Genomic DNA, 17,143 nt, shown 5'->3' with positions numbered 1-17,143 from the left:
GGGGCCACCACCGCATACAGCCGGAGCCGGGCCGAGTACAAGGAGCGCACACCCCGAGCTCCCCGGCGTGTACCGCGGCCCTGTCACGGTAGGCCGCGGGCCCGCGAAGCACATGAGTCCACCGTCTGATGGCACCGCGCTGAGGTACGACCTCAGGAGGAGTCCCGCTACCTTCCACGGTCGCAAAGCGGCCGTTCACCTGGCGTGCTCGATTGCGACTCCGGTTGCACAGGCGAGACGCCTGGATGCGACTCCGGTCGCACGGGGGACATACCTCGGATTGCGACTCCGATTGCATGCGATGGCGACCCGGGATCGATGTGGCTCGCGTGCCCCGCCCTGAGGATGGCCGGGTGACCGAGATCATCACGGGGCTGTACATGTCCCCCCTGGAATTCCTTGCCTTGCTAGGTGCCGTCGCGCTGGTGGTGGCGCGCTGGCTTCCCCCCGCTGCCCGCCCACGCGTCACGATCGCGGCGGGGGCGGTTCTCGTGCTGTCCGCAATCGTGCTGAGTGTGGTGGGGATCCGCTGGCAGATGCTGCCGGTACTGGCAGGCGCTGCCGTCGCGTTGCCGTTCGCCCTCTCTCCCCTGCTGCGACGCCGTACCGGCCAGCCGGCGTGGCGGGCCCGATGGTGGCTGGCGTTGCCGGGGTCGGTGGCCTGCGTCGGCCTGATTGCCACGGGTCCGGTGGCCGCCTGGGCCTTTCCTGTACCCGTGTTCCCCGAGCCGTCAGGCCGTTTCGCGGTCGGCACCCGCGTGGTGCAGTGGACCGACCCACGCCGCCCCGAGAGATTCACCGCCGATCCGCACGACCGGCGCACGGCCGTGGTCCAGCTCTGGTATCCCGCGCAGAAGAGCCCCGCAGGCACGCAGCGGGCCCAGTACCTCGGACGCACGGAGCACGAGGCGCGCACCGTTTCCGACGCCCTCGCCCGTGAGGTCGGGTTGCCTGGCTTCCTGGTCGACGGCGTCCCGCGCGCCCACACCCATTCGGTCTTCAACGCCCCGGTGGCCGACCGGGGCGGACGGTTCCCGGTCGTGCTGTTCTCTCCCGGGTCGGGCGGAGTGCGCACCCAGAACACCGCCTGGGCGGAGGAACTGGCCAGTCACGGCTATGTGGTCGCCGCCCTCGACCACCCGTACGACTCCGCAGCCGTCGTCCTCACCGACGGCCGAACGATTCACGCCAAGATCGCCTCCACTGGCGACCGGGACAAGGACGACAAGCTGGCGGTTGGCTGGACGGCTGTTCGTGCCGGCGACCTCAGCTTCGTCCTCACTCAGCTGGGTCGTCTGGACAGAGGCGAGATTGCCGGCCCGCTGACCGGACGCCTGGACACCGGCCATGTCGCGGTGACCGGCCACTCCATGGGGGGTGCTGCCGCCCTGCAGGCAGCCCGGCAGGACCACCGGTTCGACGCCGTCATCGATCTGGACGGCTACCCCCACGGCCCCACCTCCCCCTCCCTCCACCAGCCGACGCTCGCGCTCACCCAAGCCATCACCCCCGGAACCGACCCGCGCTACATATCCCGCCTCACCAAGGTCCTCAAGCTCAACACCGCGACGAGCTACCGGCTCACCATCCCCGGCGCCGCACACCTCACCTTCATGGACGGCCCCCTGTACCTGCCGCCTGTGCCCTCGATAGTCGGCTCCCTGGGCCGCACCGAGAGCCCGCACGTCGTCGCCGCAGCCACTCTCGCCTTCCTGGACACCACCCTGCGGCACAAACCCGATGACCTGGCCGGCGTTCTGTCGGCCTACGGCGACCTCAGCGTCTACCACCCGGGCAACAGCCGCTGACCAGCTGTGCCTCGGACGGAGACGACGCCCCGCCGACGGCACGGCCATTCCCCTCGCCAGCCGGAGTGCAGTCCGCGGCGCCGCCCCCGCCGCGGACGGTAGTTCAGAGCGGCTTACCCTCCAGACGTCGCCTGTGGTTAGGGAGCCTTCCTGGACCGGCCTCGGGGATCAATGGAACCGTGGTTGGCGCTGAGATTGATCATGGTGCGGGCTTGGTGGCTGTTTCATAGGTGGTCACATGTGAAACACCCCACCGCCCGACGATCCACCTGCGGCGATCACGTTTCATGAGTTGTTGCAAACGGCTGGACGCCTGAAACACCCCCATGAAACAGCCCAGGGTCGTGAGAGACGACTTCAAGCGCGTGGAATCGCACGACTGCCCGATGTCCACCTGCGCCGCCCCCGCGGGCTCCCCGTGCCGGACCGGCAAGGGGAAGGTGGCCATCCAGTACCACACCGCCCGCTTCCGCCTCGTGCCCCAACTCGCCAAGGTGCTGAGCGTGCCGACGCCAGCCGTACGCAAGCCGCGGTCCGTGTGGGCCGAGCTGCCCCAGCCGGTGAGCGCCGGCGCCGAACCGGTCGGGCACGTCCGCCTCGGGTACGCCCGCGCCTCGACCGCCCGGCAGTCCCTCGACGCGCAGCTCGACTCACTCGCCGAGGCCGGAGTGACGCGCATCTTCTCGGAGAAGATCTCCACCCGCGCCACCCGGCGCCCCGAGTTGGAGGCCGCCGTCAAGCTCGCCGGGGAGATCCGTTCCTCCGGCGTCGCCGTCACCCTCGTCGTCCACGAGCACAAGCGGCTCGGCCGAGGCATCGAACTCGCCATGCTCGCCGAAGAGCTGAAGGCGAGCGATGTCGGGCTGGAGTTCCTCACAGGCGAACTCAAGGGCTCGCACGACCCGTCCGGGATCGTGTTCACGGTGCTGGCCGCGATGTCGGGCATGGAGCGCGAGTACATCCGCGACCGCACCCTGGAGGGCCACGAGTCCGCCCGCAAGCGCGGCAAGACGATCGGTGGCGCGGGCGTCACCGACGAGTCGATGCTGTCCATGGCCCTCCACCTGCGCGAGCAGGAGATGAGCCTGCGCGACATCGCCAAACGCCTCGTCATCACCACCGGCACGAAGAAAGGCCAGCACCCCTCACCCGCCACCGTCATGCGCATGCTGCGTGAACACGACGAGCACACAACCGCGATGGAAACCGCCGGCTGACTCGCGGCCCAGCCCTTGACGCTGATTCCGCGAGATGAGTGATCACCTCGTGCCCGTCTTGGCTTGTGCGCCCACCAACTACCAGTAAGGCCCGTGGGGATGGGCACCGCGCAAGAGGCCAGTGATCGTCACTGCGGAGGTTGAAAACACCCCCGTCAGGCTTCGGGCGGAGACGGCGCGGCATGGTCTCACCAGGGAATCGGCCCGTCCTCAGCCAGAAAGGCGCCCGTCGGGCCGTCCTCGCCCGCCGTCGCCAGGTCAACCGCGACGGCCGCGCCCTCCTCCGCCGTGCGTATCCCGGTGTGGCGGTTGAGGTCGGTCGCGCAGTAGCCGGGACTCACCGCGTTGACCAGGATCCCTTCGGCGCGCAGTTCATTGGCGTAGAGCACGGTGATCGCGTTCAGCGCGCTCTTGGAGGTGCAGTAAGGGAGGAGAATCGAGGAGTAGGCGGACCACGGGCTGCCCGGGTCGGCCAGGTGGGTGAGGGAGCCGAGTTCGCTGGACATGTTGACGATGCGTGCGGCGGCGGAGCGGCGGAGCAGGGGGAGCATGGCGTGGGTCACAGCGATGACGCCGAACACGTTGGTCTCGTAGACCTGCCGCACGGTAGCGGCTGGGGTTTCACTCGGCTTTTGCGGTCCGGCGGCGATCGCGGCGTTGTTGACGAGGATGTCGAGGCGGCCGAACGTGGCGTCGATGTGCTTGGCGGCGGCCTGGACCGAGATCTCGTCGGTGACGTCCAGCGGTACGAACCGTACGTCGGCGCCGTCGGCGCGAAGCTCCTCGGCCGCCGCCTCGCCACGCTCGGCGTTGCGGGCGCCGATCAGCACGGTGATGCCGAGGGCTGCGAGCCTGCGCGCCGTTTCCTTGCCGATGCCCTTGTTCGCGCCGGTGATCAGAGCAGTCTTCTGCGAAGTCGTCATGGCACCCAGCCTCCCCTCACCCACAGGCGGCAGGGAAAGACCAGAAGACTCTGGATCTATAGTCCACAGATATGAGTGAGCTAGAGGTGCGGGAGCTGAGGTACTTCATCGCGGTCGCCGAGGAACTGAACTTCAGCCGGGCCGCGCAACGCCTGGGGATGGCGCAGCCCCCGCTGTCGAAGGCGATCGCTCAGATGGAGTCCCGGCTCGGGGTACGCCTGCTGGAGCGCACCACCCGGCAGGTGAGGCTGACCAACGCCGGTCAGGTGCTGCTCGACCAGGCCCGGATCGCGGTCGACGCGGTGCACGCGGCGGCCCGGCGAGCACGCCGGGCCTGTCAGCCGACACCCCAGCTCGTCGTGGCGGTCAAACCGGGAGGCGATGCCGGGCTGCTGCGGGAGATCCTCGCCGCCTACCGGGGAAACGGGTTCGCATCTGCCGCCGCCTGAAGTCGTCGTCGGCGGCAGCGGAGAGCCGATCGCCATGCTGCGGGACGGCCGTGCCGACGTAGCGCTGCTGCGCAGCCCGTTCGACGGTCAAGGGCTGGATTCCCAGACACTCGTGGTCGAGCCGCGACTGGCCGTCCTCCCCGCCGCGCACCGCCTGGCCGGACGCCGGCGACTGCGGCTGACCGACCTCAAGGGCGAACCGATCCCGCGCTGGAAGGGGGCCGCCCCCTCCACCACCGCCTACTACACCGGATACGACGGCGCAGAAGCAGGCGATGGCCACACAGGCTTGGCGCCGGCTGACACTCCTGAGGGGCCGCTCGTGGCCAGCGTCGAGCAACTCCTGGAGGTGGTCGCGCTGGGGCAGGCGGTGGCGTTCCTGTCACGCTCCACCACCGAGCGGCACCAGCGCCCGGACATCGCATACCGGCCGGTCACCGGCCTCAGCCCCAGCGCGGTCATGGTCGCCTGGCCGGAGACCTCGCGATCCGCAGCCGTCGCCACCTTCGTCCAAGCCGCCCACGACGTCGCCACCCGCCACCCTGACCACATGACCGCACTGGCCTGACCGGCGTACTCAACCCCTGGTCGCGCCGACCACGCGCTTCTTTCCTCGCCCCGATACCAGACAGCAACCGGCGCGAAGAATGGCCAGCCCCCACCCGTCACCGTCATGCGCATGCCGCGGGAACACGACCAACAGGCAGTGATGACGGCTGACCGCTACTGAGGTTTTCAGGGTGGGGTCGGTGGGTCGATAGCCAGGCCGGTGGCGGTGAGGCAGCCGTCGGTCAGGTGGGGTCGGAGTTGGATCCTGCGTAACTCGCGGCGGAGTTTGCGGTCGTCGTGGTCGTCGAGGGTGAGCTGGCGTGCGGCGTGTTCGGCGGGGCGGAGGCGTTCGGCTCGTACGGCGAGTGCGCGGACGCGGGCGCGCTGGAGGCCGAGCCCGGCGAGGAGTTCGCGGGCGTGGGCCGCGAGGGTGGGGGTGTAGACGGTCGGCTCGGGCAGGGTGCGGGTGCGGGCCGTCTGGGTGCGGTCGGCGTAGGTGATGGTGAGTGTGAGGGCCTGGGCGATCTCGCTGGTGTCGCGTAGACGGCCCTGGTCTCCCGAAGCTCCGGCGAAGTGACAAGTAGCTCTCTGTAGCCGATATGACAGTCCGTTGTCGTGGGTTCGACCGTTTTGCCCTCTTCTCTGATGTGCCCCGGTCACCTCGGTGGCGTCGGTGGTGATCGAGAAGGGGTTGATCGTGCGTCAGGAGTGGGAGCCGGAGGACCTGATCGAGGTCTGGACGCTGCTGGAGGAGGACCAGGAGCGCCTGCGGAACAAGTCCGGGGCGAACCGGCTGGGCTTCGCGCTGCTGCTGAAGTTCTTCGAGGTGGAGGCCAGGTTCCCGGAGAGCGCCGGGGAGATCCCACCGGCGGCGGTGGCGTACGTGGCTCAGCAGGTGAAGGTGCCGGCAGAGGAGTTCGCCGCATACGACTGGGCGGGCCGGGCGATCAAGCGGCACCGGATGGAGGTCCGGGCGCGTTCGGGTTCCGCGAGTGCACGGAGGAGGACCAGGCCCAGCTAGCTGAGTGGCTGGCGGGCGAGCTGTGCCCGGTGGAGCTGTCGCGCGAGCGCCTGGCGGAGGCGGTGGTGGCCCGGTGCCGAAAGGACAGGCTGGAGCCGCCGGCCCCGGGCCAGGTGACCCGGCTGGTGGCCTCGGCGGTGAACACCTTCGAGGAGCGGTTCTGTGCCACCACGACGGACCGGTTGTCGGCGATGACCCGCTCGCGGCTGGACGACATGGTGGCCGAGGACGACGGCGAGGGCAGCGTGGGCGGTGGCCGGACGTTCTTCACCGAGTTGAAGGCCGACCCGGGCGCGCTCGGGTTGGAGAGCCTACTGGGCGAGGTGAACAAGCTGCAGCGGGTGCGGAAGCTGGAGTTGCCGCCGGAGCTGTTTGGGGACGTGTCGGAGAGGCTGGTGTCCGCGTGGCGGGCGCGGGCGGCCAAGGAGTACCCGTCCGACCTGATCGCGGCGGCCTCCCCGGTGCGGTACACGCTGCTGGCGACGCTGTGCCACGTGCGGCAGACGGAGATCGCCGACTCGCTGGTGGACCTGTTCATCCAGCTCGTGCAGAAGATCAACATGAGGGCGGAGAAGAAGGTCGAGGGCGAGTTCGTCAAGGAGTTGAAGAAGGTCCGCGGCAAGGAGGGCATCCTGCTGCGGCTGGCCGAGGCCGCGGTGGCGGAGCCGAACGGCACGGTGCGCAGGGTGATCTACCCGGTGGCCGGGGAGAGCACGTTGAAGGCGCTGGCGGCGGAGGCCGCGGCGAACGAGGCCCGGTACAAGGCGCGCATCCGCACGGCGCTGCGGTCGTCGTACTCCAACCACTGGCGGCGGATGCTCTCGCCGCTGCTGTCGGTGCTGGAGCTGAAGTGCAACAACACCGCCTACCGGCCGGTGATGGACGCGATCGACCTGCTCAAGCGGTACCTGGACCAGCCGATCGCCAAGGAGGGCGCGTTCTTCGACGAGGCCGAGCGTATCCCGCTGGAGGGGGTGGTGCCCGAGCAGTGGCGGACGGCGGTGGTGGGCGACAAGGGCCGGGTGGAGCGCATCCCGTACGAGCTGTGCGTCCTGGTCTCGCTGCGGGACGCGCTGCGGCGCCGGGAGATCTGGGTGGCCGGGGCGAGCCGCTGGCGCAACCCGGAGGACGACTTGCCGCAGGACTTCGAGGACAACCGGGACGTGCACTACGGCGCGATCCGCCAGCCGCTGGACCCGGGCGAGTTCATCGACGCCCTGCAGAAGCGGCTCCGGGCGGCCCTGAACCGGTTCGACGGCGCGCTGGAGGAGGGCTCGACCGGCGGGGTGGAGATCGTCCGTAAGCACGGCGAGCCGTGGATCAAGGTCTCCCCGCTCGGAAAGCAGGAGGTGCCGGAGAACCTGGTCGCGCTCAAAGCCGAGATCGAGCGCCGCTGGGGGACGATCGACTTGATCGACATCCTCAAGGAGGCCGAGTTCGCGGTCGGTTTCAGCTCCGAGTTCACCTCGGTGGCCAGCCGGGAGGCGGTGCCGCGCGAGGTGCTGCGACGCCGGCTGCTGCTGGTGCTGTTCGCGCTGGGCACGAACATGGGCATCAAGCGGGTCGCGGTGACCGGCAAGCACGGCGAGTCCGAGGCGGTCCTGCGGCGGGTGCGGCACCTGTTCGTGAACCGGACCAACATGCGTGGCGCGCTGGTGAAGCTGGTGAACGCCACCTTCGCCGCCCGGGACGCCGAGTGGTGGGGCGAGGGCACCTCGTGCGCCTCGGACAGCAAGAAGTTCGGCTCCTGGTCCAGCAACTTCATGACGGAGTGGCACCAGCGGTACCGGGGGCCGGGGGTGATGATCTACTGGCACGTCGAGCGGAAGTCGGTGTGCATCTATTCCCAGCTCAAGAACTGCTCGGCCTCCGACGTCGCCGCGATGATCGAGGGTGTGCTGCGGCACTGCACCGAGATGGTGGTGGACCGGCAGTACACCGACACCCACGGCGCGTCCATCGTCGGGTTCGCGTTCGCGCACATGCTCGGCTTCAACCTGCTGCCCCGGTTGAAGAACGTGGGCTCGGCCCGGCTGTACCGGCCGGCCGCCGGAGAGGACGAGACGTGGCCGCACCTGGTGCCGGTGCTGTCCAGCAAGACGATCGACTGGGAGCTGATTCGCCAGCAAAGTACGACCAGATCGTCAAGTACACCACCGCGCTTCGCCTGGGCACGGCCGAGGCCGAGCAGGTGCTGCGACGGTTCACCCGCGGCGGCCCGAAGCACCCGACCTACCGGGCGATCGAGGAACTGGGTCGGGCGGTGCGGACGGCGTTCGTCTGCGACTACCTGGCCGACCCGGAGCTGCGGCGGGAGATCCACGAGGGCCTGCAGGTGGTGGAGAACTGGAACTCCGCCAACCACGACCTGTTCTACGGCAAGGACGGGCATCTGACCGGCGCCGACCGGGAGAGCCAGGAGATCTCGATGCTCGCTCTGCACCTGCTGCAGGCCGCCCTGGTCCACGTGAACACCCTGCTGCTGCAGGAGGTCCTGGCCGAGCCGAAGTGGGTCGAGCGCCTCGGCGACGCCGACCGGCGCGCGTTGTCCCCGCTGTTCTGGACACACGTCAACCCCTACGGCCGGTTCGAGCTGGACATGAGCAATCGGCTCGACATCCACCCGGCCGTGGTCATCCCCGGCCAGCGGGCGGACGCACGGCAGACGGCGCCCGCCGGGGAGAGCACCGGGCAGTGGTAGGACAGCGGTTCGGGGTCGAAGCCGTCTGCCGTGGCTTCGACCCCGAACCCCTTGGTCACGGCCGGGCGGTTGGAGGGCCGGGCCGACGCCGAGCCAGCGGCCGACGTCGATGGTCGGCTGGCGGGCCGGCCGCCCATCGACCAGGCGGTGTCGATTCAGGACCGGGGGCTCTTCAGGCTCCGTGCGGTGAGTCCGATGAGCGTTGTTCTTCTTGCAGGGGAGCAGCCTCCCAGGTGGCGGTGATGTCGCGGGCGACATCACGTAGGAGGTCGATCAGCATGTCTGCGAGTGGTGTGAGGCTGGCGTCGGCTTTGGTCACGGCGTAGAGCTGGCGGTAGGGCCTGGGGTGGGCCAGTTCGCGATGGGTGGTGCCGGGCGCATGGGTCAGGGCCAGGCGCGATACCAGAGCCACGGCGCTGCCTGTGCCGACGAGGGCCTGGACAACGTCGTAGGACTCGGTCTCGAACCGCACGGTGGGGGTGAAGCCGGCCCCGCGGGCAGCGTCGTGGAACTGTTCGCGGGCGGCATGGCCAGCCAGGATGGAAACCCACGATTCGTCGCGCAGTTGTTCCAGGCGAAGTTCGCTGTCCGCAGGCTGCCCCGTGGCCAGTGAGTGGTCATCGGGGAGAACCACGACCATCGGGTCCAGCAGGAGCGAGTGGGCGCGTAGGTGCGGGGGCGGCGCGAGCGGCGTGCCCCAGGACGCGACGATGGCGAGGTCCAGGCGCCCCGCGCTGATCTCGTCCGCTCCGCGTCCGGACACCACGTCTACGACGGAGACGTCGGCGTCCGGATGGCGGTGCCGCAGGGCCGTCAGGGCGGGCGGCAGCAGGTGCAGGGCAGCCGCCTGGAACGTTCCGATGCGCAGCCGTAGGGAGAGGTGACCGAGCAGCGCGGCCAGTTCCGCCTCAGCCTTGTCCGACGCCTCCTCCACGGTTCGACCGTGGGAGGCGAGCAGCGCACCAGCCGCGGTGAGCTTTGCTCCGCGAGGACCACGGATGACCAGGGGCACCTGCCAGTCGCGCTCGGCCTTGGCCACCTGCTGGGTGACCGCCGCGGGCGTGAGCTGGAGGGCGTGAGCCGCCGCCGTCAAGGAGCCGTGCCGCTCGATCAATGCAAGAAGCCGGAGCTGTCCCGGATCCACCAGCATTCACTAACCCTAACACTGCACCCTTCTTCTTTAACTTCTCTTATAAGTGCGGGAGAGGAAGCCTGGTGGTGCACCCATCGACGCAATCCCTGGAAGGGTTCTTTGCCCATGCCTACGCATGTGCCCGTTTTCATCGCCACCACCTTGCTCCTGGCGATGCTGCCAGGCGCGAGTCAAGCCATGATGATCCGGCAGGTTCTGGAAGGCGGGCAACGCACAGTCCGAGGCACGCTCGCGGGCAACGCCACCGGCTTCCTGCTGTGGTCCACGGCCGCTGCGGCCGGGCTGTCCGCTGTCCTGCTGGCCAGCCCGCGCGCGTACGCGATACTCCGGATCGCAGGCGGCATCGTGCTGATGATCCTCGGGGTGAACACGCTGCGGACCGCGCTCACCACCGCCTTCACCCGTCCGCCCCGCGAGGGCGGGCGCCGCACCGGCTTCGCGGGCGGATACCTCACCGGCCTGAGCACCAACCTCGGCAACCCGAAGGCCGGCGTGTTCGCCGTCTCGGTCCTGCCCCAATTCGTGACGGCGAAGGGCCCGGTGTTCCTGTCGACCGTCGCCCTGGGAGCCCTGTGGGCGCTCGTCAGTGCCTCCTGGTACCTGCTGCTCACCTGGGCCGTCGGCCGAGGGCGCGCCTTGATATCGCGGCCGACCGTCCTGCGGGGACTCAGCGTGACGACCGGCGTCGTCCTGCTTGGGCTGGGCGCCGCGGTGGCAGCCGGTGTCTGAGGGCCGGGCCGGTACTTCTTCCAGCAACCGACCGCGCGGGCCATCTACCGCCCTTGTGTACCGGCAGCCATGCAGTTGCCCTGCACGGCCGGTGGCGACGAAGCGCACCAAGACGGTCGCCCCGGCTTCACCGCCCACTCAGGCCCGGATAGATCCCACGCGGGAGCGAGGAAGCCGATGACGCACGCGATGACACCGGACGGAACCCGCATCGCCTACCAGCTCCAGGACCAGGGGACGCCGCTGGTCCTGCTGGCGGGCCAGGCCAACAACCACCACTGGTGGGACGCGATTCGCGCCGACTTCCATCCCGCTCGCAGCACCCTCACGCTCGACTACCGCGGCACCGGCGACAGCGCCAAGCCCGACACCCCCTACAGCACCGAACTGTTCGCCCAGGACGTCATCGCCGTCCTCGACGAACTCGGCATCGACCGTGCCGACGTCTACGGCACGTCCATGGGCGGACGGGTGGCCCAGCAGCTCGCGGCCCGCCACCCCCATCGGGTAGGCGCCCTGGTCCTCGGCTGCACCTCACCCGGCGGCACGCACAGCGTCGAACGCGGCAACGACGTCCGCCAAGCCCTGACGCAACCTCAGCCCGGAGCCGCGCGACAGGCCCTACTAGGGCTGATGTACACCCCCCAATGGCTCGCCTCCCATCCCGGCCCGCACCACACCCTCGGCGACCCCGGCATGCCTGCCCACGCCCGGCGCCACCACCTCGCGGCCAGCAACCGACACGACGCCTGGGACCTCCTGCCGGACATCAGCGCACCCACCCTGGTCCTCCACGGAAGCGACGACCTGCTCAACCCCACCGCCAACGCACACCTGCTCGCCGACCGCATCCCCAACGCCCGACTCCATCTGATCCCCGAAGCCCGGCACGCCTACTTCGAGGAGTTCCGCACCCACGCCAGCCCCCTCGTCCTGGACTTCCTCACCACCGCGTACAAGCCGTAGAACAGCGCAGCCGATACTCGGACACCCTGCACCCGGGATACCTACCGTGCACCAGCGAACCCCGGCCGGACTCTCACAAACGGTCCTTTCCGGGAGCAAGATCGGAAACGGTCGTCGGGGTCGGCCCGGATGCCCGATCGGTTCTCAGAACTCGTTCTCACGCAACTGGCGCCCGACCCCTGTTCTGGGAATAGTTTGTGAGAGGACTTCGGGTGTGACGGGCCCTCAGGACACCATCGAGAGCGACGCCGACGACGTCGAGCGCCACGACTGCCCGCGCTGTGGCGTCCAGCCCGGTTCGCCCTGCCGCTCGCGCTCGGGCGCGGTCGCCGGGATCTACCACACCGGCCGCTTCAAGAAGGTGGCCCGGCTCGCCAAGCTGCTGCGGGTGTCGACCCCGGTCGACCGCGGCCCCGGACAGCCCTGGCGGCCCGGCACCCCGCCGCCGGCCGCGCCCGAGACGGACACCCCGGGCGCGGAGATCCGCATCGGGTACGCCCGTTGCAGCCACCTCACGCAGGAGCTGCAGTCGCAGCTGGACGCGCTCAGCGCGCACGGCATTCCGCGCGACAAGATCTTTTCCGAGAAGATCAGCAGCCGCGTCCGGGTCCGCCCCCAGTTCGAGGCCGCCCTCGCCCTGGCCCGCGAGATCAAGGCCCATGCGCCGCACTGCCGGGTGCTGTTCACCGTCTACGAGATGAAGCGGCTCGGCCGCGACGCTGCCGAGCTCACCGCGCTGGCCGACCACCTGACCGCCCACGGCTTGGTCCTGGAGATGCTGGCCGGCCCGCTGCCCGGCATCTACGACCCCTCCGGCCCCGGCCCGATGCTCTTCGGGCTCTTCGCCGCGATGGCCGAGACTGAGCGCGAGAGCATCCGTGAAGCCACCCTCGAAGGACTCGACGCCGCCGCCCGCAATGGCAAGCACGGCGGTCGGCCGCCCGTCATCAACGACGACATGCTGCACACCGTGCTTCGGCGCCGGGCGGCGGGCGAGTCCGTCGAACAGATCCGCCCCGACCTGATCATCCCCACCGGCAAGCGCAAGGGCCAGAATCCCGGCCTGGCCAGCATCTACCGGGCGCTCGCCGAGCACGAGAAGCGCCAGGCATACCCCGAAGCCGTCGAAGCGGCCCACGCCGACTTCGCCGCCCTCCAGACCGAAGGCGCTATCCGGTCACTCTGAGCTACTTGTCACTTCGCCGGAGCTACGGGAGGACAGGGCCGTGATGGCCGCTCTGGGCGCTCGCGCTGTTGGTGGGCAGCTGTCTGCGCAGTAGATCGTCTGACTGACCAGGACCTTCAAGCCGGCGCAGGCTCAGTCATCACACCGCTACCGCACCGAGCCGCCGCTTGACGTACTTGACGGTCAGCACAGCGAGCAGCGGGCCCCACAGCACCAGCGGCGCGTAGGAGGCTTCGAGCAGCCACGAGTGCCAGTCGTGGAGCGTTATCGGGTTGTCGGCCGGAAGTGGCCGGAGCTGCGCTGTCTTGCCGAACATCTCGGTGATGAGTGCCCACGTCCACATGGCGGTGAGGATCAGCGAGCCGAGGGCGGCGGGGATCACGGCGGCGAGGATCGGAACGCGGCGCCCGCGCAGCCCAGGGATCCAGCGCGGCCAGACCTCGCCCCAACGGGCCACGAGCCCGATCGCGAGGAACGCCAGCAGCTCGGCGATGATCGACAGCACGACGACGTACCCCTCGATCGGCAACCACGGCGGGAGTTGGCCGTTGCCGGGATGAAGGCCGCCATCCAGCGGCAGCTTGAAGGTGATGCCACTGATCCGCCAGAGGCTGGACGGGATCACCAGGAACGGGATGATGTTCGCAGTCAGCCACAGACGCCGAGGGACGCCTTCGGTCGGGGTGTGCGCGGAGTGCCAAGCCTTGCGCAGGCGGCCGGAGGCCTGTGTCATCATCGGTCCGCTCCCGTGTTCGCCGTCGCTTTGGCCGCTTCAGCCACGTCCGCCTTCGCTATGGCCTTCGCTGCTTGCCGAGCCTGCCGGGCATCGGCGAGGAGCATGTCGCCGACCATGGTGCGCCGCTTGTAGTAGGCGAAGGTGAGGATGGCGAGCAGCGGCGCCCAGGCCAGGATCGGGATGTAGCAGAGCAGGAACAGGACCAGCGACCAGCCGTGCGCCGAGAAGTCCGTGTGGCCTCCCCCACCGGTACTGGCGCTGGGGCGGAAGTGGAAGAACCACCTGTTGAGGAAGAAGTACGCGTAGAGCGATGTCAGCAGGAACGCACCGGTCGCGGCGGGGATCACAGCGGCCTTGACGGGTACCCGTCGACCGCCGAGGAACGGGATCCAGTGCGGGAACCGCTCACCCCAGGGCCGGACCAGCCCGAGGGCCAGCAACGCGAGGCCCTCCGAGAGCAGGCTGAGGAACGCGACATAGGCGAAGCCGACGAGCCCGGGACGGTGGCTGCTGTCGCTGTTCTCGAGGCCGGAGACTCCGCCGAGGAGCAGGAATCGCCACAGGCTGGACGGCAGGACTACGAGCGGGATGGCGTGGGCCACGCGGCGGGTCCAGGTGGGAACCGCCGAAGGAGCCGGAACCGGGGCCTTCTTGGGCTCGAAGGTGAGCGAGATCGAATCCGTTGTCATGCCTCAAGATTCACGCTCCGGCGCTGGTAAGGGACATATGCCGATCAGCACCTCGTGGCCGGCCGCGAAGCCTCGGGGGTGCCGTTCAGCACAGGGCGTCGGGAACGGCGGCTGACGTAGGGTCGGCCCGTGGTGATCACGATCCTTCCCGTGGCGCTGGCCGCGCTCGCGGCCCTCGCCTACCCTGCGACGGCGCTCGCCGTCCTGCCCTCGGTCCGCGCCCGCGTGAGCCGTTGGCTCAGTCCAGCAGCTGTCGTGGTCGCCGCGGTCTCGCTCCTCGTCACCACCCTCCAGGTCAGCGGCACAGCGAGGGGCATGCCGGGTAAAGACGGTGGAATCTACGGAACCTTCGAGGCCCTGCTGCTGCTCGTCCTGATCGTGCCGACGGTTCGCACCGCACCCCTTCCGATCGCCGTCTCGGCCGGGGCGCTCGCGCACCTCGCCGTGACCACCTGGGCTTTGCGTGACTGGTCCCACGAGTCCGTGCGCGACCTCGTCGGCGCCTGCCTCTTCTGGTCGATCACCGCCACGTGCGCCGTCGTCGGCTCGGCCTATCTCAGGGTGCTGGACGAGCGGCGGCGCACCTCGATCGACACGGCGCGGCGCCAGCAGCGCCTTGAGCTCGCGGGCGATCTCCACGACTTCGTCGCGCACGACGTCAGCGAGATCGTCGCCCTGGCCCAGGCCGCTCGGTTCGTCGCCGGGCAGAGCCCGCAGGCAGTCCTGGACGCGCTCGCCCGGATCGAGGACGCGGGGCAGCGCGCGCTGCGCTCGATGGACCGGACCGTACACATGCTGCGCACCGATGAGGAGGACGACGGCAAGCGGCACGCCGCGCAAACTCTGAATGACCTGCCGGAGCTGGTCGAGAGGTTCGCAGGTTCCACCCCGGCTCGGGTCCGCTTGGACATCGCCGCAGGAGCCAGTTCCGTGCGGCGCGAAATAGCAGCGACGGCGTACCGAGTGGTGGTGGAGGCGCTGACCAACATCCGACGCCATGCATACGACGCCCAGGAGGTCGTGGTCTCGGTCGGGCGCTCAGCCGACGTGCTCACCGTCGAGGTCCTCGACGACGGCTCGGGACGACGGCCGCCGGCCGGACGAGCCGAGCACCGCAGTGGACTGGGTCTGCCCGGTCTGACCGAGCGGGTCGAATTGCTCGGCGGGACGCTCCGAGCCGAGGCCCGCCAGAGCGGGGGCTGGAGGCTCGCGGCCGAACTCCCGATCACGAACACGGTGGCCGCTGCGCGATGACAAAGACGAGAGAAACGATGAACATGGCCGAATTCGCAAACACGTCGGCGACGCCGTCCCCAATCCGCATCCTCCTGGCCGACGACCAGGAGAACATCCGCGCCGCCTTCCGCATGGTCCTCGACGCCCAGCCGGACATGCACGTCATCGGCGAAGCCGCTGACGGCGCCGCCGCCGTCGAACTGGCCCGCCACCTCGATCCCGACGTCGTCCTGGCCGACATCCGCATGCCCCGCCTCGACGGCCTCGAACTCACCCGCCTCCTAGCCGGTCCAGACGTCGCCACGCCAACCCGCGTGATCGTCGTGACGACATTCGACCTCGACGAGTACGTCCACACCGCCCTCCGCCACGGCGCATCCGGCTTCCTGCTCAAGCGCTCGGGCCCAACGCTGCTCATCGAGGCCATCCGCGCGGCCATGGCCGGCGACACACTGATCAGCCCACAGGTGACAGTCCGCCTGCTCCAGCGCTTCGCGACCAACACCGAGCAGAGCGGACCGCAAGACCCGAAGGTCTCTCTGACCGAGCGGGAGTTGGAAATCGTGCGGCTCGTGGCCGACGGCGGGACGAACGCCGAGATCGGCGCGAAGCTGTTCATCTCACCGGGCACGGTGAAGAACCACATCGCGAGCATCCAGCAGAAGGTCGGGGCCCGGAACCGCGTCGGGATCGCGGCCTGGGCGTTCCGCAACGGAGTATGCGGCCCAGGCCGCGATCCCGAGGGCTAACGCATCTGATCAGTGAGCCTGCGCCATATTGAAGATGCTGGTCAGGGTGCTGTGAGGGGACAGCACGCGCTTCGCCGATGACACCATCAACGCAGTGGGCACCAGCTCCGGCACCGGCTGCGGCACCGCGGCCGGTGAGACTGCTCTCGACTCGACCCTCGTGGTCCATCTCACCCGCTGAACCGCCCAACCGGCCGGCACAAACCCGCATGTGAAGGAGGATTCGACATGTCGCCCCCTCAGGCCGAGGTGCAGGCGTCCCTGGCCGATCCAGTAACTGCTAAGGCCCGTATCTACGCGATGCTGGACACGGACGGGGGTGGAGTCGCCTCCAGGCACGACTACTTCGTCCGTATCGACCGGGCCCAGCAGGCAACCGGACGCAGGGACGACGACCCCCTGGTCATGCTGCGCGCCCCACGGGCGATCGCGCCTGGGCCGCGATGGATGCCAACGGCGACGGCGTGATGACCTACCAGGAGTACGTCGCCTAGGCCGAGCGGGCCGTGGCCGAGCAGGAGTGGAATGAGTGGGTCATCGCCCGCTCACGCGTCGACGCAGTGCTGGCCCTGGACAGTGACAACGTGGCTGCCCCCGAGGCATCCCAGGACCTGCCGGATGGCGGTGAGCAGCAGGCGCGGCCCGACCCGCTGGACGCGGCGAAGCCGAAGTCGGTGGTGCGGGGCTGGCCTGGTCGGCCCTGTCGGTGGACTACCAGCGCATCGTGCGGCTCCTGGCCGACCGCCAGCGGCTCGGTCAAGGTCCGCTGACCTGCCAGGAGATGGCCGCTTGTTTCGGCCTGAGGGTAGTACCGGCGAAGGTGGAGGCGCTGCGCTCGAAGGCAAAGCGGCTGGTGGCCCGGGGTTGGCTGACCGAGTCGGCGCCGGGCCGGTTCACGCCCGCGAAGGGCGTGGCCGGGCCAGCCGGCGGGTGCGCATCGGGTGGCCGAAGAGCGACCTCGCTGATTCGCGGGGTCGGCCCGTAGTGAGTATTTTTACCAATGGTGAAATAATAACAACGGTATCGAAATG

General features: G+C 69.4%; 17 protein-coding genes and 2 pseudogenes. 14 read left to right on the top strand and 5 right to left on the bottom strand.

All coding sequences use genetic code 11. The features are described from left to right. Window positions 1-353 precede the first annotated feature (353 nt). Together ACWD35_RS40155 and ACWD35_RS40150 are read left to right on the top strand one after the other, a co-directional pair. Window positions 354-1,808 carry an alpha/beta hydrolase gene (locus tag ACWD35_RS40155; protein ID WP_451356300.1) on the top strand — a complete coding sequence of 485 codons (1,455 nt, stop codon included), beginning with the start codon at window positions 354-356 and terminating at the stop codon, window positions 1,806-1,808. Window positions 1,809-2,152: 344 nt separating this feature from the next. Continuing rightward, window positions 2,153-3,025: a recombinase family protein gene (locus ACWD35_RS40150; protein ID WP_451356299.1), complete on the top strand. Its 873-nt coding sequence runs from the start codon at window positions 2,153-2,155 to the stop codon at window positions 3,023-3,025. A 188-nt stretch (window positions 3,026-3,213) separates the two neighbouring features. On the opposite strand, the gene ACWD35_RS40145 is transcribed toward ACWD35_RS40150, so the two are convergent. Continuing rightward, window positions 3,214-3,948: an SDR family oxidoreductase gene (locus tag ACWD35_RS40145; RefSeq protein ID WP_451356298.1), complete on the bottom strand. Its 735-nt coding sequence runs from the start codon at window positions 3,946-3,948 to the stop codon at window positions 3,214-3,216. Between the two features lie 71 nt (window positions 3,949-4,019). Between ACWD35_RS40145 and ACWD35_RS40140 the strand changes: the two genes are divergently transcribed. Both ACWD35_RS40140 and ACWD35_RS40135 read left to right on the top strand, forming a co-directional pair. Beyond that, entirely contained in the window at window positions 4,020-4,397 is a 378-nt protein-coding gene (locus tag ACWD35_RS40140) for a LysR family transcriptional regulator (RefSeq protein ID WP_451356297.1), read from the top strand. Window positions 4,398-4,431: 34 nt separating this feature from the next. Beyond that, window positions 4,432-4,965, top strand: a complete 534-nt coding sequence (locus tag ACWD35_RS40135) for a LysR substrate-binding domain-containing protein (RefSeq protein WP_451356296.1) — start codon at window positions 4,432-4,434, stop codon at window positions 4,963-4,965. Between the two features lie 167 nt (window positions 4,966-5,132). Here the strand turns inward: ACWD35_RS40135 and ACWD35_RS40130 are convergent, their stop codons facing one another. Continuing rightward, window positions 5,133-5,606, bottom strand: a complete 474-nt coding sequence (locus ACWD35_RS40130) for a DinB/UmuC family translesion DNA polymerase (RefSeq protein ID WP_451356295.1) — start codon at window positions 5,604-5,606, stop codon at window positions 5,133-5,135. A gap of 37 nt (window positions 5,607-5,643) precedes the next feature. Between ACWD35_RS40130 and ACWD35_RS40125 the strand changes: the two genes are divergently transcribed. The 3 genes and pseudogenes from ACWD35_RS40125 to ACWD35_RS40115 all read left to right on the top strand — a co-directional run bounded on the left by ACWD35_RS40125 (window position 5,644) and on the right by ACWD35_RS40115 (window position 8,668). Next, on the top strand, window positions 5,644-5,967 hold the full coding sequence (locus ACWD35_RS40125; RefSeq protein WP_451356309.1) for a DUF4158 domain-containing protein: 324 nt from the start codon (window positions 5,644-5,646) through the stop codon (window positions 5,965-5,967). Beyond that, window positions 5,871-8,036 (top strand): annotated as a pseudogene (locus tag ACWD35_RS40120) (Tn3 family transposase); the annotation flags it as partial. The gene ACWD35_RS40125 and the pseudogene ACWD35_RS40120, both read left to right, overlap by 97 nt. Further along, a complete protein-coding gene (locus tag ACWD35_RS40115) occupies window positions 8,033-8,668 on the top strand; it encodes a Tn3 family transposase (protein WP_451356294.1) in 636 nt (211 codons plus the stop codon). The pseudogene ACWD35_RS40120 and the gene ACWD35_RS40115, both read left to right, overlap by 4 nt. Before the next feature lie 172 nt (window positions 8,669-8,840). Here ACWD35_RS40115 and ACWD35_RS40110 read toward each other — a convergent pair whose 3' ends face one another. Beyond that, window positions 8,841-9,818, bottom strand: a complete 978-nt coding sequence (locus tag ACWD35_RS40110; protein WP_451356293.1) for a LysR family transcriptional regulator — start codon at window positions 9,816-9,818, stop codon at window positions 8,841-8,843. 108 nt (window positions 9,819-9,926) lie between these two features. On the opposite strand from ACWD35_RS40110, the gene ACWD35_RS40105 reads away from it, so the two are divergent. The 3 genes from ACWD35_RS40105 to ACWD35_RS40095 all read left to right on the top strand — a co-directional run bounded on the left by ACWD35_RS40105 (window position 9,927) and on the right by ACWD35_RS40095 (window position 12,702). After that, window positions 9,927-10,550, top strand: a complete 624-nt coding sequence (locus ACWD35_RS40105) for a LysE family translocator (RefSeq protein WP_451356292.1) — start codon at window positions 9,927-9,929, stop codon at window positions 10,548-10,550. Window positions 10,551-10,727: 177 nt separating this feature from the next. Beyond that, on the top strand, window positions 10,728-11,516 hold the full coding sequence (locus tag ACWD35_RS40100; RefSeq protein WP_451356291.1) for an alpha/beta fold hydrolase: 789 nt from the start codon (window positions 10,728-10,730) through the stop codon (window positions 11,514-11,516). A 214-nt stretch (window positions 11,517-11,730) separates the two neighbouring features. Then, the gene (locus ACWD35_RS40095) at window positions 11,731-12,702 is read left to right on the top strand and encodes a recombinase family protein (RefSeq protein WP_451356290.1); all 972 of its coding nucleotides are present in this window, start codon (window positions 11,731-11,733) and stop codon (window positions 12,700-12,702) included. A 139-nt stretch (window positions 12,703-12,841) separates the two neighbouring features. Here ACWD35_RS40095 and ACWD35_RS40090 read toward each other — a convergent pair whose 3' ends face one another. Both ACWD35_RS40090 and ACWD35_RS40085 read right to left on the bottom strand, forming a co-directional pair. Continuing rightward, a complete protein-coding gene (locus tag ACWD35_RS40090; protein WP_451356289.1) occupies window positions 12,842-13,438 on the bottom strand; it encodes a hypothetical protein in 597 nt (198 codons plus the stop codon). Further along, on the bottom strand, window positions 13,435-14,127 hold the full coding sequence (locus ACWD35_RS40085; RefSeq protein ID WP_451356288.1) for a hypothetical protein: 693 nt from the start codon (window positions 14,125-14,127) through the stop codon (window positions 13,435-13,437). The genes ACWD35_RS40090 and ACWD35_RS40085 overlap by 4 nt, the downstream gene beginning before the upstream one ends. Window positions 14,128-14,256: 129 nt before the next feature. Here ACWD35_RS40085 and ACWD35_RS40080 point away from each other — a divergent pair, with 129 nt between their 5' ends. From ACWD35_RS40080 to ACWD35_RS40065, 4 genes and pseudogenes are all read left to right on the top strand, one after another. After that, window positions 14,257-15,381, top strand: a complete 1,125-nt coding sequence (locus ACWD35_RS40080; RefSeq protein WP_451356287.1) for a sensor histidine kinase — start codon at window positions 14,257-14,259, stop codon at window positions 15,379-15,381. 23 nt (window positions 15,382-15,404) lie between these two features. After that, window positions 15,405-16,112, top strand: coding sequence for a response regulator (locus ACWD35_RS40075; protein WP_451356286.1), 708 nt, complete (start codon window positions 15,405-15,407; stop codon window positions 16,110-16,112). A 228-nt stretch (window positions 16,113-16,340) separates the two neighbouring features. Beyond that, window positions 16,341-16,580 (top strand): hypothetical protein, encoded by a 240-nt coding sequence (locus ACWD35_RS40070; RefSeq protein WP_451356285.1) that lies wholly within the window; start codon window positions 16,341-16,343, stop codon window positions 16,578-16,580. A 38-nt stretch (window positions 16,581-16,618) separates the two neighbouring features. Then, window positions 16,619-17,097, top strand: a pseudogene (locus ACWD35_RS40065) (hypothetical protein). Window positions 17,098-17,143: the final 46 nt, after the last annotated feature.

It is taken from the genome of Streptomyces sp. NPDC002671, assembly GCF_053592475.1.
Note: the sequence above shows the minus strand (reverse complement) of the source record. Positions and strands in the feature narration are given on the sequence as shown.